The organism is Brevibacillus composti (genome assembly GCF_016406105.1).
Lineage (GTDB): Bacteria > Bacillota > Bacilli > Brevibacillales > Brevibacillaceae > Brevibacillus > Brevibacillus composti.
Genome location: NZ_CP066308.1, coordinates 442,966 through 466,255 on the forward strand (window position 1 = coordinate 442,966; position 23,290 = coordinate 466,255).

Here is a 23,290-nt window from a genome sequence, read left to right on the forward strand (position 1 = left end):
CCTCTCAAACTGGAGGAGAGCCAGGTTGCAGAGAAAGTGGAGAAGGTCCTCGCAGAGAATATGAAGAAAGAGCTGGCCCAGGTCGTCGGGAAAATACAGAAGCTGGGCGTAGACCCGTTTGGTTTTGGCGAGATCTATCGCTTCCAAACCAGAGGCGGACGAGCGCTTTCGCATAAGGATCTCCACCGGCTTTTCCAGGAAGCGGAGATGCGCTATCAAGTGGATGTGAAAATTATCCGCAACGGGGTGATGGATTAAATTATCATTGACTTTCTATTTTGGTATGGCATATAATCCGTATCAGCGATGAAATCCTGTCGAATTGAATATGCGTAGAAATTCTTCTTATCCAGAGAGGCGGAGGGACAGGCCCTATGAAGCCCGGCAACCGGCTCATCGATTTTCGATGGGTGGCGCGGTGCCAATTCCTACAAGATTGTAGAATCTTGATAGATGAGAAGGGTGGATGCGATCGTATAGAACGGTGCAGCCCCTTTTTCATTTGTGAAAAAGGGGATTTTTCTATTAATCGGAGGTGAACGAATGATTCGGTTGGAAGGCATAAAAAAAGACTATCTGGTAAATGGAAAAACAATACCAGCTTTGCGCGGAATTGACCTCACCATCGAAAAGGGAGAGATTTTCGGGGTCATCGGTCATTCCGGAGCCGGCAAAAGTACATTGATTCGCTGCATCAATCTGCTGGAGAAGCCGACGGCGGGCAGCGTGATCGTCGATGGCGTCGATTTGACCAAGCTGGACGAAGCCAAGCTTCAAGAACAGCGCAGACATATCGGCATGATCTTTCAGCATTTTAATCTCCTCTCCTCCGCTACAGTGGGCGAGAACGTCGCGTTTCCTTTGAAGCTGGCCAAACGGCCCAAAGCGGAGATTGATCGCAAGGTACAGGAAATGCTGGAGCTGGTAGGTCTCAGCGAACATCGGGACAAGTACCCGGCTCAGTTGTCAGGCGGGCAAAAGCAACGGGTCGGCATCGCGCGTGCACTGGCCAGCGACCCCAAAGTGCTGCTCTGCGACGAGGCGACGTCCGCTCTGGACCCGCAGACGACCAATTCCATCCTGGCCCTCTTGCTCGATATTAACCGCAAGCTGGGACTTACCATCGTGCTGATCACCCACGAGATGCACGTGATCCGCTCCATCTGTGACCGCGTAGGCGTGATCGACGGCGGCCGGATCGTGGAGTCGGGCAAGGTGCTCGATGTGTTCCTGAAGCCGCAGCATCCGACGACACAGGAGTTCGTGGAACAGGTAGCAGACTCCAGCGAGCTGCGCGAGGCCGTCGCTCACGAGAAGAAGTCGGGAGAGAGAATGATCTTGCGTGTCACTTTCCTCGGCGAACAGACGTACCAGCCGATTTTGTTTCAGACGATGCAGGAGACAAGGACTGTCTTCAGTATTTTGCAAGGGACCATTTCGCGCATGAAAGACACCCCATACGGTCAGCTGGTGGTCGAATTGGGCGGAGACGATGCGCAGAACCACAAGGCAGTTGAGACCCTGCGGCAGCGCGGGCTGGAAGTAGAGGTGATCTAGATGACATTTGAAAATGTGGATTTGGCGGAGATTTGGAGAGGGACGCTCGATACGCTTACCATGCTGGGCTTCTCTACCCTGTTCACGGTGATTATCGGACTTCCGCTGGGCATCTTGCTGTTTCTCACCTCGAGGGGACAGCTTTTGGACAACCGTTGGTTTTATGCGATCTCATCCTTTATCGTAAACGTGCTCCGTTCCGTACCCTTTATTATCCTGATGATCTTGCTGATTCCGGTGACGAAGATGCTCGTGGGCACTTCGCTCGGGGTAAAAGGCTCGATTCCCCCCCTGGTCATCGGCGCCGCGCCGTTTTTCGCCAGACTGGTGGAAACCTCGCTCCGTGAGGTGGACAAAGGCGTAATCGAAGCGGCTCAGTCGATGGGGGCCAGCAACTGGCAGATTATCCGCAGCGTTCTCTTGCCGGAATCCCGGCCGGGCTTGATCGCGGGGATCACCATCACGACCGTGGCGCTGGTCTCTTACACGGCGATGTCAGGCGTCATCGGGGGAGGCGGTCTCGGAGACCTGGCGATCCGCTACGGCTACCAGAGATTCCAGACGGATGTCATGATTGTGACGGTATTCATTTTGCTGGTGTTGGTTCAGATCTTGCAAACGCTGGGCGATCGACTCGTGATCAAATTCAGCCGCAAGTAAGATCTTGTCCATATAGGGAAGGCAAGCATCAAAAACAAACTCGAACAAAACGTTCGTAAAAGAGAAAGGGGAAATCATCTGTGAAGAAACTGGTAGTTTCTGTACTGTCCACTGTATTGGCATTCTCGCTGGCTGCTTGCGGCAGCAAAAACGAAGCGGCTCCCGCGCCGGCAGCAAACGGCTCCCAGGGCGAGCAAAAAGAAGTTACGCTGAACGTAGGGGCTACGCCTGTTCCGCACGCCGAAATCCTGAAATTCGTCGCGCCGAAGCTGAAAGAAGAAGGCGTCAACCTGGAGGTCAAAGAATTTACCGATTACGTTCAACCCAACGTGCAAGTGAACGAAAAACAGCTGGATGCAAACTTCTTCCAGCATCTTCCTTACCTGCAGCAGTTCAACAAAGACCAAAACATGGAGCTCACAGAAGTCGTGGCTGTACACATCGAGCCATTTGGCGGATACTCCAAAAAAGTGAAATCTGTTGACGAGCTGGCGGATGGCGCCACAGTGGCCCTGCCAAACGACGTGACCAACAACGGCCGCGCACTGGCTCTCTTGGAAAAACAAGGCCTGATCAAGCTGAAAGATGGCGTAGGCATCAACGGAACGGTGAAAGATATCGTTGCAAACGCGAAAAACCTGCAATTCAAAGAGGTAGAAGCAGCGATGCTGCCACGCGTACTGGACGAGGTTGACCTCGCGCTGATCAACACCAACTACGCGCTGGAAGCCAAACTGGTTCCGACCAAAGATGCGCTGTTCATCGAAGACAAAGAATCTCCGTATGCCAACTACCTGGTAGCGCGTCCGGACAACAAAGATTCCGAAGCGATTCAAAAGCTGGCGAAAGCTCTGAACACGCCAGAAGTGAAAAAGTTCATCGAGGACACTTATCAAGGAGCGGTTGTCCCTGCATTCTAATGCAGCCAGCGACCTTGTTTACTAGCACTCTGATCATGGATCGGGGTGCTTTTTTCTTTTGCCGGCCACTTATTCACAATCCTTTATATTCCCTAACAGACCCGCTGTTTCGTTTATATATTTTAATAATATGATAAAATATTCGTAAAATTTAATTAAATCTAAACAAAACCCATTCCCATTCCCTCTTTTTGCAGGTATATTTTGGTTGCATCATTCTTTAGATAAGGGGGAATTTTCAGATGAAAAAGCTTTCCGCAATGATGTTGGGGCTATCGCTGATCGTCGGCGCAGCTCTGACAGGCTGCTCAACAGGCGGAACACAGACAGCAACGCCTGAGCAAGCGGCAGGGAACACACAAGGGGCAGCGCCAGCCGCCAATGTGCCACAGATCTTCCGCGCCAACCTGACCAGTGAGCCGTCTACAGCCGACCCTGGTCTGGCCAAAGACGCAACCTCGGGAGCCATCGTCCGCGCGACCTTTGACGGCCTGACCCGTCTGGACAAAGACGCCAAGCCGATGAATTCTGTCGCCAGCGATGTGAAGATCTCCGATGACATGCTTACTTACACGTTTACGATTCGCGATTCCAAATGGAGCAATGGCGACCCCGTCACCGCTCATGACTTTGAATTCGCCTGGAAACGCGTTCTCGACCCCAACCTGGGCGCTGAGTATGCCTACCAGCTCTACTACATCAAGAACGCTGAAAAGGTCCATACCGGCAAAGCAAGCGCCGATACCCTGGGCGTGAAAGCCCTGGATGACAAGACACTGGAAGTCACGCTGGAAAACCCTACGCCTTTCTTCCTGGAACTGACCGCTTTTTACACCTACTTCCCGGTGAATAAAAAAGTAGTCGAAGCCAATCCGAAATGGGCCATCGAAGCGGCTACGCATGTAGGAAACGGACCTTTCAAAATGACGTCTTGGGAGCATAAAGCCAAGATCGTTCTGGAGAAAAACGAAAACTACTGGGAGAAAGACGTCGTCAAGCTGGAGAAGATCGAATTCGTGATGATCGAGGACGACAATACCGCCCTCTCCATGTTTGAAAACGGCGAGCTCGATTGGGCTGGTCAGCCGCTGAGCGGCCTCCCGACAGACGCAATTCCTGCTTTGAAGGATGCAGGCAAGCTGGTTGTCCATCCGAAAGCGACCATGTACTGGTATAAAATCAATACCACCAAAGGGCCGCTGAGCAATGTAAAAATCCGCAAAGCTTTGGCAATGGCCGTCAATCGTCAAGCAATCGTGGATAACGTCACCCAGGTAGGCCAGGTTCCTACGATGGGTATCCTGCCGCAATCGATGATTATCAAGCCGGAGGGCTACTTCAAAGACAACGATGTAGAGACAGCGAAGAAACTTCTGGAGGAAGGCATGAAAGAGCTCGGGGTCACTGAGCTGCCGACAATCACTCTGTCCTACAATACGACCGACCGTCACAAGAAAATTGCCGAAGCGATTCAAGATCAGTGGAAACAGGCACTCGGCATCGATGTGAAGCTGATGAACAAAGAATTCAAAGTGCATCTGCAAGACATGCATGAGCTGAACTATGAAATCGGCCGTATCGGCTGGAATGCGGATTTCAACGATCCGATCAACTACCTGGAGATGTTCCGCGACGCCAATACCGGCAACAACGACACCGGCTGGGAAGACAGCCGCTACAAAGAGCTCCTGGCCCAATCGGCTACCGCCAAGGATCCGGAGACCCGCAAGCAGATGTTTGCCGAGGCTGAGCAAATCATCATGGACGCGATGCCCGTCATCCCGCTCTTTACGGACGTAGACGTATGGGTACAAAGCGACAAAGTAAAGGGTGTACAGGTAGACGGACTCGGGTTTATCGACCTGAAATGGGCTGAGATTACTCAGTAATTGCCGGAAAGACGTCTACTTCGCAGCAGCATCATTGCAGAAGACGGAGAACCAACCATAGCAAACATGGCAGCCAGAACGAGCAAGACTGTTCGGGGCTGCCTTTTCTTCGAATACGCCTACCAGCTCTACTACATCAAGAATGCAGAGAAAATCAATGCCGGGCAGGCTTCGCCCGAACAGCTCGGCGTCAAAGTCTTGGACGACAAGACACTGGAGGTCACCCTGGAGAATCCCACCCCCTTTTTCCTGGAGCTGACTGCCTTCTACACCTATTACCCGGTGAACCAGAAAGTAGTGGAGGCCAATCCCGACTGGGCTTTGGAAGCGGCGACACATGTAGGAAACGGTCCGTTCAAGATGAGCATCTGGGAGCACAAGAGCAAGATCGTGCTGGAGAGAAACGAAAACTACTGGGACAAAGAAGCGGTGAAGCTGGACCGAATCGAATTCGTCATGATTGACGACGACAATACGGAGCTGGCGATGTTTGAAAAAGGCGAGCTGGATTGGGCCGGCCAGCCGATGGGGGGAATCCCGACCGATGCCATCCCGGCTTTGCGAGCCGCGGGGAAGCTGGTGATTCATCCGCAAGCTTCGATGTACTGGTATAAATTAAATACGACGAAGCCTCCGTTAAATAATGCAAAAATTCGGAAAGTGATCGCCTATGCGGTCAACAGACAGGATATCGTCGATAACGTCACGCAGGTTGGGCAAGTGCCGACGATGGGAATCTTGCCCCAGACGATGATGCTCAAACCGGAGGGGTACTTTAAGGACAATGATGTGGAAACCGCAAGAAAACTGCTGGCGGAAGGACTCAAGGAGCTGGGCCAAAGCAAGCTGCCCGTCCTGACCCTTTCCTATAATACGGTAGACCGCCACAAGAAGATCGCCGAGGCGCTCCAGGATCAGTGGAAAAAGGCATTGGGCATTGAGGTGAAGCTGCAGAACAAAGAGTTTAAAGTGCATCTGCAGGATCTCACGGAGCTGAACTTCGAGATTGGCCGAATCGGCTGGAGCGCAGATTTTAACGATCCGATCAACTTCCTGGAGATGTTCCGCGACAAAGACGGGGGGAACAACGACACAGGCTGGGAAAACCCCCGCTACAAAGAGTTGATCATACAGGCGGCGGCGGAGCTGGACCTGGAGAAGCGCAAGCAGATGTTTGCCGAAGCGGAACAGATTATCATGGATGAGATGCCGCTCATCCCGATGTTTACGGACGTGGACATCTGGGTGCAGAATGAAAACGTCAGGGGCGTACAGGTAGACCCGCTTGGGTTTGTCGACCTGAAGTGGGCCGAGATCGTTCAGAAATAGAGGCAAATAAAAAATATAGCGCAAAATCAGAACCGTTCGAAAAATGGAACGGTTTTTATTTTCGTTTACTCTAATAAATGTTTACATAAACTAAAATTAAACTTGATTAAAATCGCTTTAACATTACTAAAATTGAAGTATAGTATGAAACGAGTCTTATTGGTTGATAAGGGGAGGTAAGAACTACGATGAAAAAAAGCATTTTCGCAGCCATGAGCTCCATTCTCGTACTGAGTGCTGCACTGGCTGGTTGCGGCGGAGACAAACCCGAAGGCAATGCCCAAGGCAATACACAAAACGAAGAGAGCACGGGACCCAAAGTTCTGCGTCTCAATATGCATGCAGAACCGCCTACAGCTGACCCTGCCTTGGCGGAAGACTCTACATCCGGCGCTTTGCTGCGGGCGACCTTCGATGGCCTGACCCGGATCGGTGAAGACGGGAAGCCCCATGAATCCGTAGCCGAAAAAATCGATATCTCGGAGGATGGACTCACCTATACTTTCCATCTCCGCGATTCCAAATGGAGCAATGGCGACCCTGTCACCGCTCATGACTTCGAATACGCTTGGAAGCATGCGTTGGAACCGGCGACAGCTGCCAACTATGCATACCAACTCTACTACATTAAAAATGCCGAGAAATTCAATACAAATAAAGCCAGCGCCGATGAAGTGGGCGTAAAGGCACTGGATGACAAGACACTGGAAGTAAAGCTGGAGAACCCGACGCCATTCTTCCTCGAGTTGACCGCTTTCTACACCTACTACCCGGTCAACAAAAAAGTAGCGGAAGCCGATCCCAAATGGGCGACGGAAGCCAAAACCCATGTGGGCAACGGTCCGTTCAAAATGGAAACCTGGGAGCATAAGAGCAAGCTGGTTCTCGTGAAAAACGAAAACTACTGGGATAAAGATGCCGTAAAACTGGACAAGATCGATTTTTCCATGGTAGAGGACGAGAATACCGAGCTGTCCATGTTTGACAACGGCGATCTCGACTGGGCCGGCGCTCCGCTGAGCGCGCTGCCGACCGACGCCATCCCAGCTCTGAAAGATTCCGGCAAGATGCAAGTACATGCCATCGCGGGCACCTACATGTACAAGTTCAACACGGAACAAGCTCCGTTCAACAACGCGAAGATTCGGAAAGCGTTTGCGTACGCGATCGACCGTCAGTCTATCGTGGACAATGTGACGCAGGCGAACCAACAGCCGGCGATGGGCCTCGTGCCTCCGACCATGGCTCTCACTTCGGAGCCGTACTTCAAGGACAATGATGTGGAAACAGCGAAAAAGCTGATGGAAGAGGGCATGAAAGAGGAAGGCCTGACCAAGCTTCCGCCGATTACGCTCGCCTACAACACCTCTGAAGGTCACAAAAAGATCGCCGAAGCGGTGCAAGACCAGTGGAAAAAAGCGTTTGGCGTAGAAGTCAAATTGGAGAACAAAGAGTGGAAGGTATACCTGGATGACCTGCACCAAGGCAAGTTCATGATCGGCCGTTCCAGCTGGAGCGGAGACTTTAACGATCCGATCAACTTCCTGGAACTGTTTAAGTTCAAGAATGGCGGAAACAACGATACTCGTTGGGAGAATGCAAAATTCCAAGAGCTGCTGAACCAATCGGCCATGGAGAAAGACGAAGCGAAGCGCAAAGCGATTCTCGCCGAAGCAGAGAAAATCTTCATGGACGAAATGCCGGCCGCGCCGATCTACTACTATACGCACTCCTACGTGAAAAACGACAAAGTAAAAGGCGTCGTTCTCGACGGTCTCGGTTTTGTCGATTACAAGTGGGCGACAATCGAATAATCACGCGGGCAGAGGTTTCTCTGACTGGATTCATCAAAAGAAGGGTGCCATTACGTGGCCCTTCTTTTTTGCTTGAATTCGGAGCCGTAGCCCGGAGTTAAGCAGGGAAATAGGCTTCTTCACCCCACAGCCTCGTAGTAAGAAGGCCTTTCATGAAAGAGGGACCTATGCCCAATCCGAAACTTTCAGCGGCAAAACAAATCAGGAAAGAAGTCATACAAAACTGTCAGACAAATCCTTCCATAGACACAACCCCAAATAGAGAAAATAATGTTATGATTGGCTCGATTTGCCAGTACAATAGGAGGGGTCATCTTGATGAAAAAATCGAAGCTGGGGTTTGTGTCGGGGTTCCTTCTGGGGTCCATCTTTTTCTCCGGCCTGACCTACGCCGCCACTCAGTCGATTCAGGTGGACTTCAAGCCCATCAAATTCATGGTAAACGGCCAGTTGCGGGAGACCAATGACGCATTTTTGTACAAAGGGGTGCCTTATGCACCGGTTACTTATGTCGGCACGGCAGCCGGGAAAAATGTGACCTGGGATGCCAACGCCAGCACGGTAACCATCGGTGCGCCGACTGCTGCGGTAGGCAGCGAAACAAGACTTTCCTCGCTCAAATATAAAATGCCGTACGGATATATCGCCACGAAGTCGAATGTGGACAACTGGGATAACGGCAGCTTTTCCGCAGGGGGGACGATCTACGATCACGGGATCGGCTACACCGGCATTGATGTCATCGCCAATGACCGCTACCCCTCCACGACGAGACAGGTTATCAGCGTCGAGCTGAACGGAAAATACAAAGAACTCTCCGGTGTCGTGGCCGTCGACGACCATTCTCCCAATAAGACCGACTTGATTATCTGGAGGATCAAGGGAGACGGCAAAGTTCTCCACGAAAGCCCGCGCATGAAGGCGAGCCAGAGCCAGCTGATCCACGTCAATGTGACAGGCGTCAAGGTATTGGAGCTGGAGATGCGCAAAGTAGCAGGCAATGACAAAAAAGATATCTACGCCTTTATCGGAAACGCTCTGCTTCGCTAGCGTGATTTTCGCCAAAAATGCGATTTGCGCCAGAGAAGACTTCTTTCCTGCTTTTGGAAAACAGGAAAGAAGTCTTTATTTTTTCTCCAAGACTTGTCCGGTCCGTCCATGCCGGCTTTTTCCAACTGCCGCAAGGCCTCTAATCGCCCGCCCAATTTTTATCAGTAAATATTTTTTTATTTATTTATAAAAATCTTTATAAACAAATAAAATTTTGTTAAATCGCGATTAAACTTATTTAAAAAGAATGTAAAAGCATGTATATTGATAAAAGATTTAGACAAGGGGGACAAGTGGCATGAAAAAGAATATTTTTGTAGCAATGAGTTCCATCCTGGTTCTTGGTGCAGCGCTTGCTGGATGCGGCGGCGGCAACCAAGCGCAAACCGGAAACCAACCTGACAACCAACAGGCAGCTGCTCCGGAGAAAACAGGTCCGAAAGTTCTGAAATTGAACCTTCACTCTGAACCGCCGACTGCCGACCCTGGCATTTCCGAAGACACCACTTCCGCAGCGATCATCCGTGCTACCTTTGACGGTTTGACACGTGTGGGTGCGGACGGACAGCCGCATGAATCTATCGCAGAAAAGATCGAAACATCCGAAGATGGTCTCACATATACATTCCACCTGCGTGAAGCGAAATGGAGCAACGGCGATCCGCTTACCGCAAAAGATTTTGAATACGCATGGAAACGCGCTCTCGATCCGAAAACAGCTTCCAACTACGCCTACCAGCTCTACTACGTGAAAAACGGGGAAGCCTACAACAAAGGGCAAGCCAGCCAAGACGACGTCGGCGTAAAAGCCCTGGACGACAAAACGCTGGAAGTAAAACTGGAAAACCCAACTCCGTTCTTCCTGGAGCTGACTGCATTCCCGACGTACTTCCCGGTTAACCAAAAAGTCGTGGAAGCGGATCCAAAATGGGCAGCAGAAGCCAGCACTCACGTAGGTAACGGTCCTTTCAAAATGGAAGCGTGGGAACACAAGAGCAAGCTGGTTCTCGTGAAAAACGAAAACTACTGGGATAAAGATTCCGTAAAGCTGGACAGAATCGAGTTCTCCATGGTTGAGGATGAAAATACCGAGCTGTCCATGTTCGACAACGGCGAGATCGACTGGGCCGGTGCACCGCTGAGCGCTCTGCCGACAGATGCCATCCCGTCTCTGATCGAATCCGGCAAAATGAAAACCCAACCGATCGCGGGTACGTACTGGTACAAATTCAACACGGAGAAAGCACCGTTCAACAACGCGAAAATTCGTAAAGCGTTTGCTTACTCGATTGACCGTAAATCCCTGATCGACAACATCCTGCAATCGGGTCAAATCCCGGCGATGGGTGCGCTGCCGATGTCCATGGCCATCAACAAAGACGGCTACTTCAAAGACAACGACACCGAAACAGCGAAAAAACTGTTGGAAGAAGGCATGAAAGAGCTCGGCATCGACAAGCTGCCGCCGATCACGCTCTCTTACAACACCTCCGAAGCTCACAAAAAGATTGCAGAAGCGATCCAAGACCAATGGAAAAAGCATCTGGGCGTAGAAGTGAAGCTGGAAAACAAAGAGTGGAAGGTTTACCTGGAAGACATGCACCAAGGAAACTACCAAATCGGCCGCATGGGCTGGCTGGGTGACTTCAACGATCCGATCAACTTCCTGGAGCTGTACAAGGAGAAAAACGGCGGAAACAACGATACCTTCTGGGAAAATGCTCAGTACAAAGAGCTGCTGAACAAATCCGCTACCATCCAAGATCATAACGAGCGCCTCAAGGTTCTCGGCGATGCTGAGAAAATCCTGATGGATGAAATGCCAATCGCGCCTATTTACTTCTACACGCAATCTTGGGTACAAAAAGACAGCGTCAAAGACGTGGTGATCACCGGTCTGGGCGATGTCGATTACAAATGGGCAACCGTTGAATAAGATAGACGATTCAAAGAGGGCACAGTCATGTGCTCTCTTCTTTTTTTCTGATCCAGGGACAAATGACCAATCCCCCTTCGCCTTCCTTACATAGAGTAGAAAGGAGTACCGCTATATCGGGAGGGATTTGTGCATGGATATCGGAAAGCTGCTGAGTATCGTCAGATCGATACCCAAGGATAAGTTGAAATCAGACGCCGGTCTCAAGGAAGTCATTCGCGATTTGGGCAGAAAGTCCGGAAAAACCTTCACAGACCAGGAGCTGAACAGCTACGTCAAACAGTTTCGGAGCATGGCGAGAACGGAAAATGTCGGCAGCTTGATGAACAAGCTGGCCCAAAAAGGAGTCAAACCCGGCGATCTCAACGCCATCAAAAACAGATTTAAAAAATAATGGTGCTGAAAAATGAGGGAGGAGGTGGGGACGATCGCTGCCAAAGCTAAAGGAAAGACAAAAAAGAATCCATCTTCCCGGGTCATGCTGGCGGAAGCGATCCATCGCATCGCAGAAGAGAATTCGGCGAGCAATGAGCAGGTGATGCGGGAGATGCAGCAAGTCCGCCGCGATATTGAGGAGATGAAGGAGACGATCAGCAGGATCAAAGTGAAACAGCCCTCCCGGAGCAGAGGAGGCGTCTTGTTCGGCAGAAGGCGTTCGATTCCGGTCGAGCTGGAGCCGCCGAAACCGAAGCCCGCGTTGCCTTTGGAAGACCTGCTGCCGCTTCTGCCGCAACTGGGGGCCGTGATTCCGCAATTAAAAAATCCCAAGGTGGCCGAATCTGTCAAAGTGCTCTCCAATCCGGCCGTCATCGCCATGATTCAACAATTTTTGGCCAACGGTGGACTGAGGGGAAGGAGTGCGGCTCCCGTCAGCCGACGGGATGGGCGGATGATCGGTTAGCGAAAGAGACGTTCGGTGAATAGCGAACGTCTCTTTTTTTTCTCTGTGTTGATCTGCATGGAAGGGCTTCGCCGTCCAATGGAGGCGAAGCCTGTTTGTCGAAGGGAGGAGCCTCAGATGCTGTCGGATGGTCTGGTTAATTGTCTGACGATTCAGACTACACAAACGGAGCGAAAATCCTGATAATAGACAATATAATCCACATTTTGGCAAGGGGGAGAATAATCTTGAAACAAAAGGTACTTCCGCTCGCGTTAATAGCCAGCTTGGCCTTCAGTTTGCCTGCCTATGCTGCGCCACATCCTTCTGACAGTGCTTTTGACAACAAAATCGTCAAACGGATCAAGGTGGACAACATCTACGATACGATAGAATATCTGTCCAAAGAGCCGAGAGTAGCCGGGACCCGGGCAGAGCATGATGCTGCCAAATACCTTGAGAAGCAGTTCAAGTCGTACGGATACGATACCGAACTGCAGTCGTTTAAGTTTATGAGCTACAAGGAGCCGGACCACATCTCGCTTGAGGTCAGCGGCTTTGAGGACACCGACTGGGAACCTCTTAATTTCTCTTACGGCGTGAATGGACAAGCTACGGGAGAGCTGGTATACGCCGGCCTGGGCCGAACCAGCGATCTCGATGGAGTGGATCTGAGCGGCAAAATCGCGCTGATCAGCCGCGGCGAAATCCCCTTTGGCGAAAAGGTGCTGAACGCCTCCCGGGCTGGCGCCGAGGCCGTGCTCATCTTTAACAACACCTCCGGCGTGATTAACGGAACACTCGGAGGCCCCGACAGCGATTACGTGCCTGCCTTGGCTTTGACCAGAGCACAAGGCCAGGAGTTGCTGGAGAGGCTGGAGGCAGGCGAGTCGCTGACGGCAACGGTGGAGGTAGAAGGGGCGGAGACGAAAGAGAGCACCTCTTATAACGTCATCGCCACCAAGAAGCCTGACAAGAAAAAGAGCACCAACCAGATCGTCATCGTGGGAGCCCACCATGACTCAGTCGAAGGTGCGCCTGGAGCAAACGATGACGCTTCCGGTACAGCCACGACGCTGGAGTTGGCCAGGGTGATGGCCAACATGCCGATTGATACGGAGCTTCGCTTCATTACATTCGGTGCGGAAGAGAACGGCTTGCTCGGCTCCTACGCCTATGTCGACTCGCTGACGGAAGATGAAATCGAGAGAACGGTCGGGATGTTCCAGATGGATATGGTCGGCAGCCGCGACGCTGGCAAGCTGATCATGTACACGGTGGACGGGGAGAAAAACATCGTGACGGATCTGGGAGCGGCCGCCGGTTCCCGCCTGTCCGAGACCGTCAACTACGGCCAGGAAGGGCGCAGCGACCATGTTCCTTTCGCTGAGGTAGGCATCCCTGCCGCCCTGTTCATCCACGCGCCGGTCGAGCCGTGGTACCACACGCCGGAGGACACGATTGACAAGATCAGCAAGGAGAAGCTGCAGGAAGTGGCAGAGATCGTCGGTGCAGCGGTGTACCAGATCGCCCGTCCGGACACGCCTGCGCTCGAAAACGCCAAAGTCGCTCCGAAGAAAGTGGATTACGAGTTCGAACAAAGAGAACTGGAGTAGGAGTAATCAGATAGAGGACGCCAAACGAAAGGCTGCCGAGATGATTCGGCAGCCTTCGCTTGCGTAAATAGCCAGACCATGTGCCAGTGCCGAAACTCGGCACTTTTTTCTTTTTTTCGACCGGATTTGAGTCCAAAAGCCTACAAACTTTGCGGGGGGTGGCGCGTCTAATAGTATGGCGCAATACCGCTGGGTTTCACTTGATACCAAACGTAAAAACACCAAGAAGGAGGTCAGGATGAATACACGTTGGTTACCACTATGGATGCTGATGGCGATGCTGCTCATTCCGGGATGGGCGTCGGCTGCGGGCAGCAGCGCGGAGCAGGCCGTTCAGCTGATGATCGGAGGACAAGCCGTCCAGCCGGATGTGCCGCCGATGATCGAAAAAGGACGCACATTGGTTCCGGTGAGAGTCATTGCGGAGGGGCTGGGAGCCCAAGTGGAATGGAACCAGGAGACGCGAACCGCCGTGATCACCCGGGGTCAGCAGACGCTGCAGCTGACCGTCGGGTCGAGGGATGCGCTGGTAAACGGCAAACGCGTACAACTGGATACAGCGCCGGTCATGCGCAATCAGCGCATGCTCCTGCCGCTCCGTTTCGTCGGGGAATCGCTCGGAGTCACTGTCGGATGGGATGACAAGACGCGCACTGTCATCGCCAACGAGACGCCGGAGATTCGCTACAATGGAAAGAAGCCGGTTCAGACGCTAAAAGCCTTTCAACGGGGGGACGAGCTGTTCCTCGCAGCGGATGCCGTCGCCAAAGAGGTAGGAAAAAAAGGTCAGGTATGGAAGCACCCGGAGCGGGGCATCACCATCGATGGCCAATTGACCCTGCCGCTGTCCCTGATCGAAGAGGAATTGGGCGGCCGTTACTCCTGGACGCCGGAGCAGAATCTGGTTGAAATCGAGCGTCTCGCCCGGTTTACCGGAGTGAGCCAGGATGACCAGGTGATCCGCATCCGTACCGATCTCTCGGTCACGGCGGATGCCTTCGTCCTTCAGGGACCGCACCGGATCGTCCTCGATTTGCCGCAGACAGAGCTGGACCCGCGTCTGTTGGACAAGCTGGAAAGAGAGAGCGCATCCAGTGAAGAACAGGCTGGTGAAACGACTGTCGAAGAGGAAAAGCAGGCTGTAGATGCCGATGAAGATGACCGGGAGCAAGGCGAAAGCGACCGGGCGACCGAGAGGGAAGACGGCGAAGCAGAGTCGGAGGATGAGTCCGACGCGGACGTCCGCGGCCGGGAATCGGTCGAGGCATCCCGCGATGACGCGCTTATCGCCGATATTCGCTACAGTCAGTACAGCGCATCGCCGCATACGGTGCGCGTGGTGATTGAGCTCAATCAAAAGAGCAAGTATAATCTGGAGTATACGGAAGAGGGGATCGAGGTCAAGCTCTCTCCTGTACCGAAGAAGACCGGGTTTCGAATCGTCATCGATGCCGGGCATGGCGGTGCAGACCGAGGGGCGACCGGTACCCAGGGCAATTTGGAGAAAGACTTTACCCTGGCTGTCTCGAACAAGCTGGTGCAACTGCTGAGGAAGTATCCCGAGTTCCAGGTGGAGGCGACACGTACTACAGATGAGTACCTGAAGCTGGAGGAGAGAGTGGCCTTTGCCAATGAGCGGGACGCGGATCTGTTCCTGTCCATTCACGCCAACTCCTTCACGAAGCCGACTGCCCAAGGAACAGAGACCTTCTATTACCATGCCAACAGCAAGACGTTTGCCGAAGTGGTCCACCGGCATTTGCAGGGGGCGACGCAGTTTTTCGATCGCGGCGTAAAGAGCACGGGCTTTTACGTCATCAAGCATACGACCATGCCCGCAGTCTTGACAGAGACGGGCTTCCTCTCCAATCCGGGAGAGAATGCCAAACTGACTTCCCCCGCTTTCCAGCAAAAGGTGGCCGAAGCTCTGGCAGCTGCCGTACGCGAATACTATGAATCTTATTACTAAGGCTGCCTTGGCAAATTGAATGGAAAGGGGAGGCCTTTCATGAAACAAAGCCGTTTTTGGGTGGCGGCCGTCGCAGCGCTCTTGCTGCTGACGGGATGCGGACAGGGAAAAGCGCCGCAGGCACAGCCGCCAGCCGGACAAACCGAAACACCGGGCACATCTGCCGCCCCGTCTGCAGAACCGGTCAAAACGAAAGAAACGATCACGGTTTACTACACCGACAGCAATGTGATGGAAGTCGTCAAAGAGCAGCACGACATTGCCTATACGGATGATCTGGACAAGTACAAGCAAGCGATTGCTCTTTTGGAAAAGCCGCAGGATCAGGCTCATTACCCATTGTGGCAAGACTTTCACTACCACTCCGTCACGTTTGACAAGGGGACGCTGACCATTGATGCGGACGGCAAGAACGTCTATAACATGGGATCGGGCGTAGAGGCCATGGCTATCGAAGCCCTGCGTGAAACGCTTTTCCAATTTGACGAAGTGGAAAAGATCGTTTTCTTAGTAGACGGCAAGACCGCAGGAACTCTCGCGGGTCATGTCAGCATCGACCAGCCGATGACCAGGCAGTAACCCGTATTCCCGATCAACGCCAAAAAGCACATCCGACAACCGGATGTGCTTTTTTTTGTCTGCCCAAAAGGAGACAAGCTCCCGGGTCAAGTCCTCTCGCGGTCCCCCACCAGAAACTTGATCGAGTAGATTCCGGCCAGACCCACCAAAGTGTAAATGATTCGACTGACCATCGAATCGGGCCCGCCAAACAAATTGGCGACCAGATCGTATTGAAACAGTCCGATGAGTCCCCAGTTGATCGCGCCGATGATGACAAGGATTAAGGCAAGTTTGTCCATCGAAATACTCCCTCCTCATAAAAAGTAGTACCAGTCTGCCCATTTTTCCTCTGAAATAATCAAGCCCTCTGCCAAACTTTAAGAAAGATTTACAAAGCCAACATAATAGAACAACATTCGACCTGTATCATCTGTAATTGGAAAGAGGAAAACAAACCGATTCTAAGGAGGATTTTCATCGTGAAAAAACTCGGTAGTCTTATGCTGGTCATGTCAATTGCAGGTGCCGTTCTCGCAGGATGTGGAACCAACAATGCAGCTCCTGCCCCCGCTGCGAATGGCTCTAACGGTTCATCCACTGGTTCGGAAGCGAAAGCTCCTGCTGACAACGCCAGCAACCTGTCCGGGACGATCAAGGTAGACGGTTCTTCCACTGTATTCCCGATCACGGAAGCGGCAGCGGAAGAGTTCCAAATAGCGAATGCAGGCGTGCAGGTGACCGTTGGCGTATCCGGCACCGGCGGCGGATTCAAAAAATTCGCGGCTGGCGAGACCGATATCAGCAACGCATCCCGTCCGATTAAAGACAGCGAAGCCGCTGCAGCCAAAGAAAAAGGCATTGAGTTTGTGGAAATCCCCGTGGCGTATGACGGCATCTCCGTCGTCGTCAACAAGGAGAACAGCTTTGTAGACAAGCTGACCGTTGACGAGCTGAAGAAGATCTGGGAACCAGACAGCAAAGTGAAAACATGGAAAGACGTGCGCGCTGACTGGCCGGCAGAGGAAATCAAACTGTACGGACCCGGTACGGACTCCGGTACCTTTGAATACTTCACCGAGGCTGTCGTGGGAGAGGCCAAGAAAAGCCGTCCTGACTACACCGCCAGCGAAGACGACAACGTTCTCGTCCAAGGCATTGCCGGCGACAAAAACAGCTTGGGCTACTTCGGCTTCGCCTACTACGAAGAAAACGCAGACAAGCTGAAGCTGGTACCGATCGACAGCGGCGATGGCAACGCGGTGCTTCCTTCCTTTGACACGATTAAAGACGGCACCTACAAACCGCTGGCCCGTCCGATCTACATCTATGCGAACAAAGCTTCTCTGCAAAGAGCGGAAGTAAAAGAATTCGTGAAGTTCTATCTGGAAAATGCACCGGAACTGGTGAAATCGGTATTCTACGTGCCGATGACCGAGGATTCCTATAAAGAATCGCTTGCCAAGATTCAGTAATCCTGACAGCGGATGACGAGGAATGTGGCGTTATGAAAGGGTAACGCCACATTTCCCTCTGTCTGTGAGCGGAAAGGGGATGTTCACGTTGGGTAGACAAGAAACATTAACACTACAAAAAGAGATGCTCGCCAAACATAGCCAGATCGTCGTCAAAAACGAGAAGAAAAAGAGAGATTGGGGTATCCGCTTCTTCCTGATCGCGTGTGCCATCGTATCCGTATTGACGACCGTCGGCATCGTGATGGTGCTGTTGTTTGAAACCATTGGCTTCTTTCAGGAAGTGTCGCTCTTTTCCTTTTTGACCGACACCAAATGGACGCCGTTATTTATTCCCCAGCATTTTGGTATTTTGTCTCTGTTGTCCGGCTCTGTCCTGATTACACTGGGGGCGAGCTTGGTCGCCTTGCCGTTTGGTTTGATGACCGCCATTTACCTGAGTGAATACGCACACGAAAAAGTGCGTCGCACGATTAAACCGATTCTGGAAGTTCTCGCCGGTGTACCGACGATCGTCTACGGGTATTTTGCCTTGACGTTTGTCACGCCGCTGATCCGCACGATTTTCCCCGACACCGGGGTGTTTAATGCACTCTCCGCCAGCATCGTGGTCGGAATCATGATTCTGCCCATGGTCGCTTCGCTCAGTGAAGACGCGATGGTGGCCGTCCCTCGTTCCCTGCGGGATGCCGCATATGCCCTGGGTGCGACCAAGCTGGAGGTAGCGACGAAGGTCGTGGTGCCTGCAGGTTTATCCGGAATTATCTCTTCATTCGTACTCGCCTGTTCCCGCGCGATCGGGGAAACGATGATCGTGACGATTGCCGCTGGAGCGACGCCCAAGCTGACGCTGAATCCGCTGGAGAGCATTCAGACGATGACCGCCTTTATCGTCCAGGTCAGCGGCGGCGACATCGAGCACGGCTCGATCGAGTACAAAACAATTTTTGCCGTCGGCATGACGCTGTTCCTGCTTACGCTGGCCATTAACGTCATCGCACAGTGGATTACGCGCCGCTTTAAGGAGGAGTATTAATGTCAACGGGAAATCTGACACGTCGAAAAATCTATGACCGGGCGTCACGGATCGTCTTTCTCCTGGCAACGATGCTGGGAGTCGTGGCGCTGGGCATTTTGCTATATCGCATCCTCTCCGATGGTCTCGGGTGGCTGGACTGGCAATTCGTGACCAGCTTTGCCTCCCGCTTTCCCGAGAGAGCGGGCATTCTCTCCGCTCTGTTCGGCAGCTTGTGGATCATCGGGATTACGGCGCCGATCGCGTTTATCCTGGGGATCGGCACGGCCCTGTACCTGGAGGAGTACGCGAAAAAAGGCTGGCTGACCAATCTGATTCAAGTGAACATTAACAATCTGGCGGGCGTGCCGTCGATTGTTTTCGGGATCTTGGGTCTCGGCCTGTTTGTCGAAGGCTTTATGTTTGGCCGCACCATCCTGTCCGGGGCATTGACGATGGCTCTGCTGGTGCTGCCGATTATCGTGGTGGCCTCGCAGGAGGCAATCCGCAGCGTGCCTCAGCATCTGCGCAATGCGTCCTACGCACTGGGCGCCTCCAAGTGGCAGACGATCCGCGGCGTGGTGATTCCGGCTGCGTTTCCCAGCATTTTGACCGGCTTTATCCTGGCCCTGTCCCGCGCGATCGGAGAGACGGCGCCGTTGATCGTCGTCGGGGCCGTTACCTTTATTGCCTTTATCCCCAGCTCGCCGCTGGATCAGTTTACGGTCCTGCCCATCCAGATTTACAGCTGGACATCGAAGCCGCAGGATGAATTCCGCGCCATCGCCGCTGCGGGCATCATCGTCCTGTTGATTGTGCTGTTTACCCTGAATGCGACGGCCGTCTATTTGCGCAATAAATTCCAGAAACGTTACTAATATTGGCGAAGAACGAATTCGTTGATCACTTCGAAGTGTGAATAAAGAGAGGGGTCTGGCCACCGTGAGTATCATCGAGGTACGCGATCTGAACCTGTTTTATGGTGAACATCAAGCGCTGCATCATATTCATATGGATATCGACGCCAACAGCATTACCGCTTTCATCGGGCCATCCGGCTGCGGAAAATCCACGTTTTTGCGCACGCTGAACCGCATGAATGACATGATTCAGGGCGTGCGGATCGAAGGAAGCGTCAAAGTGGTCGGGGAAGACATCTACCAGACCAAGGTAGATGTGGAGATCCTGCGCAAAAATATCGGGATGGTTTTCCAGCAGCCCAATCCGTTTCCGAAAAGCATATATGAAAATATTACATTTGGTCCGAAGCTTCATGGAATCACCGACCGCCAGAAGCTGGACGAAATCGTCGAGAGCAGCCTGAAGGCGGCAGCGTTGTGGGAGGAAGTGAAGGACGTGCTGAAAAAGCCGGCCTACGGTTTGTCCGGCGGCCAGCAGCAGCGTCTGTGCATCGCCCGCGCCCTCGCCGTCAATCCGCAAATTTTGCTGATGGACGAACCGACTTCGGCGCTGGACCCGATTTCCACCGCAAAAATCGAGGAGTTGCTGGCTGAGCTGAAAGAGACGTACACCATCGTCATCGTCACGCACAATATGCAGCAGGCGGCCCGCATCTCCGATAAAACCGCATTTTTCCTCAACGGCGAGCTGGTCGAATTCGACTCCACGCCGGTGATTTTCCAAAACCCTTGCGACAAGCGGACCGAAGATTACATCACGGGACGATTTGGTTGATCGGGGAGACGCGCAAGAGAGAAGAGCGACGAAGAGCCGTCGCTCTTTTTTGCGGTTCGGAAAACGGGGGAAGGCGCACGTGGATCTGGCGAAATCCAGCTTTTTATGACAGAAAGCTGGTTTTTTTTGATGAAGGCATGGCCAACCGTCCCTCCAGCGAGGCATAACATTTGCTCCCGAAGGAAAAAATAGGAACGCGATATACCAAAGGATGGATTCCCAGGAGGAGATGGCGATGTGGCAAGGATGGCCCCTGGAGAGGGTCTTGCTGCTTTTTGTAGGGCTGGCGTTCGCCCTGATTTTTGTACAGGTCACGATGTTTCACTCAAGGCAAAATTTTCGTCATTGGGCGATGTGGGTGCCCGTGATTGAAACCCCGATTTTTGCGTTGGCGGCTATCGTTTTGGCGTTCTACCACGCGGGCTGGCTGCGCATCTTGTTTGCTCTGTTCATGTGGCTGGGCATCGTTGGCGGCCTGTATGGCGGCTATCTGCATACGGCCGGTGTCGGGCAGCGGGTCGGCGGCTATTCGCAGAGCCAAAATTTTCTCGTGGGACCGCCGATCATTCTCCCCTTGTTGATCACGGCGATATCCGCTCTGGGGCTGCTTGCCCTGTACTGGGGGTGACTTGCGATGGCCAAGCACAGTCATTACCCCACCTATGATGTCTGGGAAGAGAACAGGGAGTGGGACGCCCACACCCGCAAAATCGTCGGCCAGAGAAAGACGCCTCAAGTGGCCTGCAAGTTTTTGACCAAGCAAGAAGCTCTGCTCGTCCAGGCGGTTGCCAGTGTGCTCATCGACGATCACCGGCTGGAGGTGCTGACTTATATTACCCAGCATATCGATGATTCCCTCGCCAGCCCGATCGGCGAGTCGCAGCGAAAGGTAGGGACGCCGCCGAAAAAGGAATTGTACCGGCTGGGACTTGCCGGGATCGACGGCGAGAGTCATTTTCTCTTCCGCACCGATTTTGTCGCCTTGAAGCGGGAAGAACAGCAGGCCGTCATGGACGCCATCGCCACGAACAAGGCCAATCAGGCTACGGTCTGGTCACAGGTCGCGCCCAAGGATTTTTTTAAAAAGCTGCTGGGCGACGTGGTGGGGGCCTATTATTCTCATCCTCTGGTCTGGTCGGATATCGGATATGGCGGGCCTGCTTATCCGCGGGGCTGGGTCCGTGTGGAAAAAGGATTAGTTGATCCCTGGGAGGCGAAAAAGGATGGAAAGTCATGACCGGGTGACGCATCACAGCGATCATTACGACGGCTACCGGTCCAAGCAGCTGGACAAGCGCAAGTACGCGGATGGCGCGGATGTCTGCATCGTCGGAGCGGGAGCAGCGGGAAGCGTCCTCGCCTACGAGCTGTCCCAGGCAGGGCTGAAAGTCGTCGTCATCGAAGCGGGACCGTATTGGAACCCGCAGACAGATTTTGCCAGCGACGAGCTTGCGATGAAAAACCTGGGCTGGCAGGAGACGAGGCTGGTGGAAGGACAAAATCCGCTGCGGCTGGGCCACAATAACTCCGGACGCGGCGTCGGGGGCGGCACTGTCCACTTTACCGGCGTCTTTTTACGATTCCATGAAAGCGATTTTATGACCAAAACCGTCGATGGGGTGGGAGAGGACTGGCCCATCCGCTATCAGGATCTGGCTCCCTACTACGACAAGATCGAACGGGACATTGCCGTTTCCGGACCCGATCATTTTCCCTGGGGGGCTTTTCGCGGCCCTTACCCTTACCCGGTGCGCGAGCCGATCAGCGCCAATTCCCAGCTCTTTCGGGAGGCTTGCGCCAAGCTGGGGATGGAAAGTGTGGTCGCGCCGCTGGCGATCCTGTCCGCCCCGTTTGATGGCCGGCCGCCCTGCATCAACCGCGGCTTTTGCAATCAGGGATGCATGCCGAATGCCAAGTACAGCGGATTGATCCATCATATCCCCAAGGCGATCCAGGCGGGAGCCGAGGTGCTCTCGGATTGCATGGTCACACAGGTATTGACGGACGGCTCCAAGGTGACAGGCGTGGTCTTTCAGCATCAGGGCCAATCCTACAAGCAGACGGCACGGGTGTACATCCTGGCCGGTTTTGTGGTGGAGACGCCGCGACTTCTGCTCCATTCCGCCACGCCTCATTTTCCTGATGGCTTGGCCAATTCCAGCGGCTGGGTAGGGAAGGCGATCATGCCGCATTCCAGCCAGGATGTGTACGGCATTTTGCCGGAGGAGGTCAGACTTTACAAAGGAACCCCTGTGTTGGCGCTGTCCCAGCATTTTTACGAGACGGACAGAGACCGGGGATTTGCCAGGGGCTACACCTTAAACGCGCACGGCTCCCGGCCCGTCGCCATGGCGGGTTCAATCGCCCACCAGAGGCAGGACGGCACCTTTCTGTGGGGCAGAGCGCTGCGGGAGAACATGCTCGATTACAACTACTACGCGCGGATCACGCTGGTGGGAGAAGTGCTGCCCCATCCGGATAACCGGGTGACGCTGAGCGATGAGAAGGACGAGTACGGGATGCCCGTCCCCAAGGTTACCTTCAGCTACGGAGAAAATGACAAAAAACTGATCAACCACGCGATCGAACAGATGAAACGGCTGATCGAAGCGATGGGAGGAAAGCCTGCTCATGTCATTGACGATACCGCCCATCTCATGGGGGGGTGCCGCATGGGAAAAGATCCCGCCACGTCCGTCGTCGATGAGTACGGCCAGACCCATGATATTCCCAACCTGTTTATAGCGGGGGCAGCCACATTTGTTACCTCCAGCGGCAGCAACCCGACCAATACCGTGATGGCGCTGGCCGCACGGACCGCGGACAGGCTGATCCAGGGGATGCGGCATCGCGAATTCTGAGTGCGGGACGTTCACGGTTCTGTCGAATCATATCTTCCCTGCCTTATGCGTGTGTAGTATACTGAT

At 53.2% G+C, this 23,290-nt stretch carries 21 protein-coding genes, 1 pseudogene and 1 riboswitch; of the genes and pseudogenes, 21 read left to right on the forward strand and 1 reads right to left on the reverse strand.

Going from position 1 to position 23,290, the window contains the following annotated elements:
* Positions 1 to 9: 9 nt before the first annotated feature.
* From JD108_RS02390 to JD108_RS02455, 14 genes and pseudogenes are all read left to right on the forward strand, one after another.
* Positions 10 to 258, forward strand: a complete 249-nt coding sequence (locus tag JD108_RS02390; protein WP_228728395.1) for a Ger(x)C family spore germination C-terminal domain-containing protein — start codon at positions 10 to 12, stop codon at positions 256 to 258.
* Between the two features lie 84 nt (positions 259 to 342).
* Positions 343 to 460, forward strand: a riboswitch (SAM riboswitch).
* 83 nt (positions 461 to 543) lie between these two features.
* Positions 544 to 1,557, forward strand: a complete 1,014-nt coding sequence (locus JD108_RS02395; protein ID WP_198828420.1) for a methionine ABC transporter ATP-binding protein — start codon at positions 544 to 546, stop codon at positions 1,555 to 1,557.
* Entirely contained in the window at positions 1,558 to 2,217 is a 660-nt protein-coding gene (locus JD108_RS02400; protein WP_198828421.1) for a methionine ABC transporter permease, read from the forward strand.
* Between the two features lie 80 nt (positions 2,218 to 2,297).
* Entirely contained in the window at positions 2,298 to 3,137 is an 840-nt protein-coding gene (locus JD108_RS02405; RefSeq protein ID WP_198828422.1) for a MetQ/NlpA family ABC transporter substrate-binding protein, read from the forward strand.
* 242 nt (positions 3,138 to 3,379) lie between these two features.
* Entirely contained in the window at positions 3,380 to 5,026 is a 1,647-nt protein-coding gene (locus JD108_RS02410) for a peptide ABC transporter substrate-binding protein (RefSeq protein WP_198828423.1), read from the forward strand.
* A gap of 111 nt (positions 5,027 to 5,137) precedes the next feature.
* Positions 5,138 to 6,355: pseudogene (locus tag JD108_RS02415) on the forward strand (peptide ABC transporter substrate-binding protein); the annotation flags it as partial.
* 188 nt (positions 6,356 to 6,543) lie between these two features.
* Complete coding sequence (locus JD108_RS02420; protein WP_198828424.1) at positions 6,544 to 8,169, forward strand: peptide ABC transporter substrate-binding protein; 1,626 nt, start codon at positions 6,544 to 6,546, stop codon at positions 8,167 to 8,169.
* A 318-nt stretch (positions 8,170 to 8,487) separates the two neighbouring features.
* Positions 8,488 to 9,219 carry an NPCBM/NEW2 domain-containing protein gene (locus tag JD108_RS02425; protein ID WP_228728397.1) on the forward strand — a complete coding sequence of 244 codons (732 nt, stop codon included), beginning with the start codon at positions 8,488 to 8,490 and terminating at the stop codon, positions 9,217 to 9,219.
* Between the two features lie 298 nt (positions 9,220 to 9,517).
* On the forward strand, positions 9,518 to 11,155 hold the full coding sequence (locus JD108_RS02430; RefSeq protein WP_198828426.1) for a peptide ABC transporter substrate-binding protein: 1,638 nt from the start codon (positions 9,518 to 9,520) through the stop codon (positions 11,153 to 11,155).
* 133 nt (positions 11,156 to 11,288) lie between these two features.
* Positions 11,289 to 11,549 (forward strand): hypothetical protein, encoded by a 261-nt coding sequence (locus JD108_RS02435; RefSeq protein ID WP_198828427.1) that lies wholly within the window; start codon positions 11,289 to 11,291, stop codon positions 11,547 to 11,549.
* Between the two features lie 24 nt (positions 11,550 to 11,573).
* Positions 11,574 to 12,056 carry a hypothetical protein gene (locus tag JD108_RS02440; RefSeq protein ID WP_228728267.1) on the forward strand — a complete coding sequence of 161 codons (483 nt, stop codon included), beginning with the start codon at positions 11,574 to 11,576 and terminating at the stop codon, positions 12,054 to 12,056.
* Positions 12,057 to 12,283: 227 nt separating this feature from the next.
* Positions 12,284 to 13,651, forward strand: coding sequence for a M28 family peptidase (locus JD108_RS02445; protein WP_228728268.1), 1,368 nt, complete (start codon positions 12,284 to 12,286; stop codon positions 13,649 to 13,651).
* Between the two features lie 238 nt (positions 13,652 to 13,889).
* The gene (locus tag JD108_RS02450) at positions 13,890 to 15,620 is read left to right on the forward strand and encodes an N-acetylmuramoyl-L-alanine amidase (protein ID WP_198828428.1); all 1,731 of its coding nucleotides are present in this window, start codon (positions 13,890 to 13,892) and stop codon (positions 15,618 to 15,620) included.
* Positions 15,621 to 15,659: 39 nt separating this feature from the next.
* Positions 15,660 to 16,199, forward strand: coding sequence for a GerMN domain-containing protein (locus JD108_RS02455; protein WP_198828429.1), 540 nt, complete (start codon positions 15,660 to 15,662; stop codon positions 16,197 to 16,199).
* 86 nt (positions 16,200 to 16,285) lie between these two features.
* Here JD108_RS02455 and JD108_RS02460 read toward each other — a convergent pair whose 3' ends face one another.
* The gene (locus tag JD108_RS02460; protein WP_198828430.1) at positions 16,286 to 16,480 is read right to left on the reverse strand and encodes a DUF378 domain-containing protein; all 195 of its coding nucleotides are present in this window, start codon (positions 16,478 to 16,480) and stop codon (positions 16,286 to 16,288) included.
* Positions 16,481 to 16,660: 180 nt separating this feature from the next.
* On the opposite strand from JD108_RS02460, the gene JD108_RS02465 reads away from it, so the two are divergent.
* The 7 genes from JD108_RS02465 (at position 16,661) to JD108_RS02495 (ending at position 23,224) form a co-directional block, all read left to right on the forward strand.
* The gene (locus JD108_RS02465; RefSeq protein ID WP_228728269.1) at positions 16,661 to 17,653 is read left to right on the forward strand and encodes a PstS family phosphate ABC transporter substrate-binding protein; all 993 of its coding nucleotides are present in this window, start codon (positions 16,661 to 16,663) and stop codon (positions 17,651 to 17,653) included.
* A 79-nt stretch (positions 17,654 to 17,732) separates the two neighbouring features.
* Positions 17,733 to 18,689 carry a phosphate ABC transporter permease subunit PstC gene (gene pstC / locus JD108_RS02470; RefSeq protein ID WP_198828431.1) on the forward strand — a complete coding sequence of 319 codons (957 nt, stop codon included), beginning with the start codon at positions 17,733 to 17,735 and terminating at the stop codon, positions 18,687 to 18,689.
* Complete coding sequence (gene pstA, locus JD108_RS02475) at positions 18,689 to 19,546, forward strand: phosphate ABC transporter permease PstA (RefSeq protein WP_198828432.1); 858 nt, start codon at positions 18,689 to 18,691, stop codon at positions 19,544 to 19,546. Before pstC ends, pstA begins: the two co-directional genes overlap by 1 nt.
* Positions 19,547 to 19,610: 64 nt before the next feature.
* Positions 19,611 to 20,363 (forward strand): phosphate ABC transporter ATP-binding protein PstB, encoded by a 753-nt coding sequence (gene pstB, locus JD108_RS02480; RefSeq protein WP_198828433.1) that lies wholly within the window; start codon positions 19,611 to 19,613, stop codon positions 20,361 to 20,363.
* Positions 20,364 to 20,598: 235 nt separating this feature from the next.
* Positions 20,599 to 20,991 (forward strand): hypothetical protein, encoded by a 393-nt coding sequence (locus JD108_RS02485; RefSeq protein ID WP_198828434.1) that lies wholly within the window; start codon positions 20,599 to 20,601, stop codon positions 20,989 to 20,991.
* 6 nt (positions 20,992 to 20,997) lie between these two features.
* A complete protein-coding gene (locus JD108_RS02490; RefSeq protein WP_198828435.1) occupies positions 20,998 to 21,600 on the forward strand; it encodes a gluconate 2-dehydrogenase subunit 3 family protein in 603 nt (200 codons plus the stop codon).
* Positions 21,587 to 23,224, forward strand: a complete 1,638-nt coding sequence (locus tag JD108_RS02495; RefSeq protein WP_198828436.1) for a GMC family oxidoreductase — start codon at positions 21,587 to 21,589, stop codon at positions 23,222 to 23,224. Before JD108_RS02490 ends, JD108_RS02495 begins: the two co-directional genes overlap by 14 nt.
* The last annotated feature ends 66 nt before the right edge of the window (positions 23,225 to 23,290 follow it).

What these genes read in the sequence shown, in the direction of transcription:
- JD108_RS02430 (WP_198828426.1), top strand. Translation starts at nt 9,518, where the DNA reads ATGAAAAAGAATATTTTTGTAGCAATGAGTTCCATCCTGGTTCTTGGT.
- JD108_RS02395 (WP_198828420.1), top strand. Translation starts at nt 544, where the DNA reads ATGATTCGGTTGGAAGGCATAAAAAAAGACTATCTGGTAAATGGAAAA.
- JD108_RS02410 (WP_198828423.1), top strand. Translation starts at nt 3,380, where the DNA reads ATGAAAAAGCTTTCCGCAATGATGTTGGGGCTATCGCTGATCGTCGGC.
- JD108_RS02495 (WP_198828436.1), top strand. Translation starts at nt 21,587, where the DNA reads ATGGAAAGTCATGACCGGGTGACGCATCACAGCGATCATTACGACGGC.
- JD108_RS02400 (WP_198828421.1), top strand. Translation starts at nt 1,558, where the DNA reads ATGACATTTGAAAATGTGGATTTGGCGGAGATTTGGAGAGGGACGCTC.
- pstC (WP_198828431.1), top strand. Translation starts at nt 17,733, where the DNA reads ATGTTCACGTTGGGTAGACAAGAAACATTAACACTACAAAAAGAGATG.
- JD108_RS02425 (WP_228728397.1), top strand. Translation starts at nt 8,488, where the DNA reads ATGAAAAAATCGAAGCTGGGGTTTGTGTCGGGGTTCCTTCTGGGGTCC.
- JD108_RS02450 (WP_198828428.1), top strand. Translation starts at nt 13,890, where the DNA reads ATGAATACACGTTGGTTACCACTATGGATGCTGATGGCGATGCTGCTC.
- JD108_RS02435 (WP_198828427.1), top strand. Translation starts at nt 11,289, where the DNA reads ATGGATATCGGAAAGCTGCTGAGTATCGTCAGATCGATACCCAAGGAT.
- JD108_RS02490 (WP_198828435.1), top strand. Translation starts at nt 20,998, where the DNA reads ATGGCCAAGCACAGTCATTACCCCACCTATGATGTCTGGGAAGAGAAC.
- pstA (WP_198828432.1), top strand. Translation starts at nt 18,689, where the DNA reads ATGTCAACGGGAAATCTGACACGTCGAAAAATCTATGACCGGGCGTCA.
- JD108_RS02455 (WP_198828429.1), top strand. Translation starts at nt 15,660, where the DNA reads ATGAAACAAAGCCGTTTTTGGGTGGCGGCCGTCGCAGCGCTCTTGCTG.
- JD108_RS02420 (WP_198828424.1), top strand. Translation starts at nt 6,544, where the DNA reads ATGAAAAAAAGCATTTTCGCAGCCATGAGCTCCATTCTCGTACTGAGT.
- JD108_RS02485 (WP_198828434.1), top strand. Translation starts at nt 20,599, where the DNA reads ATGTGGCAAGGATGGCCCCTGGAGAGGGTCTTGCTGCTTTTTGTAGGG.
- JD108_RS02460 (WP_198828430.1), bottom strand. Translation starts at nt 16,480, where the DNA reads ATGGACAAACTTGCCTTAATCCTTGTCATCATCGGCGCGATCAACTGG.